We start from the raw sequence: 5,003 nt of genomic DNA, 5'->3' as shown, positions 1-5,003 counted from the left end.
AAAGCAAGTATCCATAAACAGTTGTGCTGGCGACCATAGCAAGAGTGAACCACCTGATCCCTTCCCGAACTCAGAAGTGAAACCTCTTAGCGCTGATGGTAGTGTGGGGTTACCCATGTGAGAGTAAGTCATCGCCAGCTCATTATTCCAAACACCCCCATTCTAAAGAGTGGGGGTGTTTTTTATTGCGCGAAGAAATAAAGTGAAAACACATAACTAAAAATCAGATTTGCACGGTTGCCGAGCTTCAGAGATATAGAGAGTTAACTTTAATTAAGAAAAACCTTATAAGAATAATTATTTTAATTGCCTGCGTGCATGTTTAAGGGCAGTGCGTAGACCTTCTTCAAGAGTTGGATGATAAAAAGGTTTCTCTAAAATATCATTTAAAGTTAATTCTTCACCAATGATCCAACTTAAGAGGTGAGCCATATGTTCTGTCGCCTCAGTAAATAACTCGGCACCAAGTAGTTTATGGCTTTTTCGCTCTATATAAACTTCAATAGCTCCTTTATTCTTTCCAAGAACAATAGCTCTTCCTTGTCTTTCGTAAGATGCTTCACCTGTGACAAAATCTATTCCATTGTCTTTTAGTTGTTTATAACTTTGTCCCACAATTGCCATTTCTGGATGACTAAATACTATTCCTAATGGAGTAAGAGTCTTAACTGAATTAACCTGTGGATAATTCAAACAGTTATAAACAACTTTTTTACCTTCATGTGCAGCTTCATGCTGTAATGGCGTTGAAGTATAAGCGTCCCCAGCAATAAAAATTGGATAGTTATCTAGCTGTTTTGTTTTCGCATTTATAGGCAATAACTTAATATCCTGAAATGATTTATCAATATTCTCTAGTTTTAAGTTATCTAATAAGCTTGAACGGCCTGTCGCGGATAGTACATACTCAGTTTGAAGAGACTTTTCTTCTCCATTGATTCTATAATTTAATATAACGCCACCAGAAGTAGACTTAACTTCGGCTGGTAATGTCTCAAATAAAAAGTTTAATTCTTTGCTTAGCTCTTCTTGAGCAAGTTGCTGTAATTTAGAGCTAGTAAATATTCCAATTCTTTTACTACGAGCAAAAATAGTTGTTTCCACGCCTAATCGATGCATAGCTTGTGCGATCTCAAGAGCAATTACTCCACTTCCAATAACGGCAAGAGACTTAGGTAGAGTATCTAATTCAAATATTTGGTCTGTGGTAATAAGGCGATCACCTAATTCTTGTTTCCATGTTTGATCATAATTAGGAGTAGAACCAACTGCCAGAATAAAGCTTTTTGATTGATATTGTTTCCCATTTACTTCAATAGTTTCTGAATCAATAAAATGGGCTTTACCTGAAATTTTATGTTCAGTTGGCCATTGGTCTACATCTTTGAGAGTCGCCTTTGTAAAACGGTCACGTAAGTTTCTTACATGTTTCATAAGCTGATCAGTATTAATGTCTACAGAAGCATTTAACCCAACTTCTTGAGCATTTTGGAGGTCATGCATACGATTTGCTGTAGAGATGAGGACTTTACTTGGCATACACCCTACACGTGCGCAAGTTGTATCCCATGGCCCATCATTGATAATTAAAATATTATTGGTATGTTGAACAGCCTCTTTATATGCGCTAATACCAGCAGTACCTGCGCCAATGATAATTATATCGAACATTGTGATTAAGCTATGCTAATAGATATTTAGAATATATAGAAAAACCCTCTTGAACAGAGGGTTTGGTTCTAATTATTTAGCTTTAAAATGTAAATTTTTGCTCAAAAGGTGATTTTAAAGCAGTTGAAACAGTTCCATTTTGATTAATAGACTGTCCTTCAATATTTATACTATTAATTACATGTTTGAAATTTAATATAGTTCCATTCGGAGACTGTTTAAAAGTGAAAATATTTTGTCCTTCCAGATAGATGCTACCATTAAATTTCTGTGTATTCGTTGTTGGAGATTGATTCTCAACGCGACTTCCTTCAATACCAGTAATACTTGGTAAACTCAATACTTGATTACCATTGAGTTTCACTTGATATGTTGCATTATTCGTATTCCCAGGAGTCGAATTTACAACAAATGAAATTGGTTCTGCGTAAGGAACATTAGGGTTATCATTGATAAGTACGTTAAAACCAGACCCCCCTTGAATTACATATAGATCACCATCAGTTGATGTATTATCTTTATATACGCTCATTGCACCTGTAGTGACTTCTTTTTCGGTTGGTTGACCTGTTTGTGGATCTTGAACAGTAGTGGTTGTGGTAATTTTATAATCGCTTGTCGTTGAGTTAATTAATACAAATCTCTTTTGTTTGGTTTGTTGAAGTCCCCATGATTGTTGGAATGGATATGCAAAAGCTCCAGTAATAGTTACATCTTGGAAATTTTTATCCTTATTTTCATTTTCAAAAATATAAATTCTGGTATTAGATTGATATTCCTGTAGATTTGGAGAGATATTGTCAGACGCGAGTTTAATATTCTTTAAATCATCTGCTGTAATATCAAAATCCCAATCATTATAACCTGTAAGTAATGATTTTATTTCTTCCCCTTTAAAAACGTAGCAGGCGCGATAGTCTGTAGTACTATTAATAAAACATTTGTCACGATAGTGATCTGAAAATTTAGTGAGATCTACTTTTCTAATATCGAGAGTTAACTTTAAAGGTCCTTGTGCGAAAGTATCTAATGCATGATCAATATAACCTTTTGATAAATTTTCATTATTAAGATCATAGGCACCAAATAAATATTTTCCTTCTTGCTTTACACTATTTAAAACAGAAGTAGCAAGTTCCTGATTTTTTGAAGGTGTATTTGGCGTTGTTGTTGAATCAGAACTTGAACTTTGATCATAATAACCTCCACTACCTCCGCCACCACAAGCTGATAAAAAAACAGCTAAAGTAACCCCACATACCCCTTGAGTAAGTTTCATCATTATCCCCATATAAAATGATATGTTATTTAAAATAATTTTTAGTTTTATAAAATAACATATATTTCATGAGGTTGCTCACGATATTTATATTAAGAAGTTTGTATTAGATACTTGTTCCCATACTAACACCTACGGTAGGTCGGACCTGCATAGATGAGCATGCACTAAGAATAAGACAACTGACCAATAAAAATATAAGTTTATTCATAAGAGAACTGAGAAATTTAAAATGATTTAAATACTTTAGCTGAAGACCGTTTTTATATCTGTTGAATTGATACAGTTATATATATTCTTTTTATTAATAAAAGCTCTACTTTTAAGGAAAAATAGAGCTTGTCGTTGGCTCATTCAATAATTTAATCGTCTAATAAATCCATTTGCTTTGCTAATTGATAAAGATTGTTTGAACGATTTCCTGTTCGGCAAAACATGAGAACAGGTTTTGGAAGTTCATTATAGTGATTTGCAAAAGTACGGACATCAAGCTCAGTAATTTGACCTGCAACTACAGGTTGGTAAACGTAATCTAGTCCTGCCTGACGTGCTGCTTCTTCAATTTGAGCGCTTGTTGGTTGTTCTGGACCGCCTTCCATATCCGGACGGTTATTAATAATAGATTTAAATCCTTTTTCTACAACTTGATCTACATGTTCTGGACCAATTTGACCTGCGAAACCAACATTATCTGACATTTCGTCACTCCAAAATTTAATAAAACCTCTTATGCTGTATCATAGCATTAAGCTTAACCTGAGATACAAGACACTAAAACGTTGTTCCTACATAGATAAAAGTTATGTAAAAGAACAACTATAGATTTTTAAAAGGCGATCAGGATGTTTTTTGTAAATTCATTACTTCGACCATAATGCCACGGAGCACATATGTGATCCTAGCCAAAATAATGGACAGTACTTCCCTCTAAAGATAACGTAACGTTAACTTTGGAGATCCAAGAAATGGCCAAACGTTTTAGTGCTGAATTTAAACAGCAAGCAATTGATTATGCACTTTCAAACTCACACGAGCCTATAGCTGCAATCGCCCAGAAATTAGGTGTGGGTTATTCAACTTTAGACAAATGGATTCGTGAAACCAATCCAGTGGGTTCAAGCAAACGTCAACTTTCACCAGAACAACAGCGGATCTTGGAATTAGAGAAAGAAGTCAAACAGCTCAAGGAAGCCAATGACATCTTAAAAAAAGCGCATTTGTACTTTCTAACAGATCATGCCAAGAAAAGTACACGGTAATTCAAGATCTAGATATGAATGAAGTCACGGTATCTTCTGCCTGTAAATACCTAGGTGTCAGCACTTCAGGCTATTATGCCTGGCGAAAACGTCAGGCCAATACGGTAGAGAAATATAATGATTTAAAAGCCGTATATTGGCAGCATCATGCACGATTGGGTGCACCTTCATTGGTACATGACATGCATGATTTAGGTTACAGCATGAGTGAACGCACTGTTGGAAGAATGCTGAAAAATCTGGGTTTACGCAGCAGGATTGCGCGTAAATACAAGCATACGACTGATTCAAACCATCGTTTGCCTACAGCACCCAATCTGTTAGAGCGTCAATTTACAGTCATTCAGCCTAACAAGGTTTGGACAACGGATATTACCTATATCCGTACCAAGCAAGGTTGGCTGTATTTATGTGTGATGCTGGATCTATTTAGTCGTCGTATCGTGGGGTGGCAAACCAGCCATCGAATAGACCGCCAGTTGGTGTGTGATACGTTTAACTATGCAATGGCTCGTCAGGGTTATCCAACTGGTGTTATGGTTCATTCGGACCAAGGTTCACAGTACTGTAGTCGTGATTTTAGAGCGCTGTTACTGACAAATGATTGTACTCAGAGTATGTCTAGACGTGGAAACTGTTGGGATAATGCAGTGACTGAAAGCTTCTTTCATACATTGAAAGGTCATGTGGTCCATGGCAGTGTGTTTGCCACTCGAAAAGAAGCGAATGCTGTCTTGTTTGACTATATTGAGATTTATTACAATCGGGTCAGAAGACATTCTGCAAATGGCTGG

General features: G+C 35.9%; 4 protein-coding genes and 1 rRNA gene. 2 read left to right on the top strand and 3 right to left on the bottom strand.

All coding sequences use genetic code 11. The annotated features are described in order from the left end of the window. Positions 1 to 25 precede the first annotated feature (25 nt). Positions 26 to 140 (top strand): 5S ribosomal RNA (gene rrf / locus HMPREF0014_RS18565). Positions 141 to 297: 157 nt separating this feature from the next. On the opposite strand, the gene HMPREF0014_RS18560 is transcribed toward rrf, so the two are convergent. From HMPREF0014_RS18560 to HMPREF0014_RS18550, 3 genes are all read right to left on the bottom strand, one after another. Beyond that, entirely contained in the window at positions 298 to 1,671 is a 1,374-nt protein-coding gene (locus HMPREF0014_RS18560) for a dihydrolipoyl dehydrogenase (RefSeq protein WP_006581735.1), read from the bottom strand. Between the two features lie 82 nt (positions 1,672 to 1,753). Further along, positions 1,754 to 2,950 (bottom strand): hypothetical protein, encoded by a 1,197-nt coding sequence (locus HMPREF0014_RS18555; RefSeq protein ID WP_006581736.1) that lies wholly within the window; start codon positions 2,948 to 2,950, stop codon positions 1,754 to 1,756. Positions 2,951 to 3,312: 362 nt separating this feature from the next. Beyond that, on the bottom strand, positions 3,313 to 3,648 hold the full coding sequence (locus HMPREF0014_RS18550; protein WP_002051574.1) for a TIGR01244 family sulfur transferase: 336 nt from the start codon (positions 3,646 to 3,648) through the stop codon (positions 3,313 to 3,315). Between the two features lie 267 nt (positions 3,649 to 3,915). On the opposite strand from HMPREF0014_RS18550, the gene HMPREF0014_RS25600 reads away from it, so the two are divergent. Beyond that, positions 3,916 to 5,003 (top strand): IS3 family transposase gene (locus HMPREF0014_RS25600; RefSeq protein ID WP_152024003.1). Its coding sequence is split into 2 segments (ribosomal slippage), with 1,089 coding nucleotides annotated over them: positions 3,916 to 4,150 and positions 4,150 to 5,003; the frame shifts between segments, so codons are not numbered across the junction. This gene is flagged as partial in the annotation.

The organism is Acinetobacter sp. RUH 2624 (assembly GCF_000162375.2).
Classification (GTDB): domain Bacteria; phylum Pseudomonadota; class Gammaproteobacteria; order Pseudomonadales; family Moraxellaceae; genus Acinetobacter; species Acinetobacter nosocomialis.
This window is presented reverse-complemented; position numbering and strand designations above follow the sequence as displayed.

Coding starts and splice junctions, on each gene's coding strand:
- HMPREF0014_RS18560 (WP_006581735.1), bottom strand. CDS start 1,671: ATGTTCGATATAATTATCATTGGCGCAGGTACTGCTGGTATTAGCGCA.
- HMPREF0014_RS18555 (WP_006581736.1), bottom strand. CDS start 2,950: ATGAAACTTACTCAAGGGGTATGTGGGGTTACTTTAGCTGTTTTTTTA.
- HMPREF0014_RS18550 (WP_002051574.1), bottom strand. CDS start 3,648: ATGTCAGATAATGTTGGTTTCGCAGGTCAAATTGGTCCAGAACATGTA.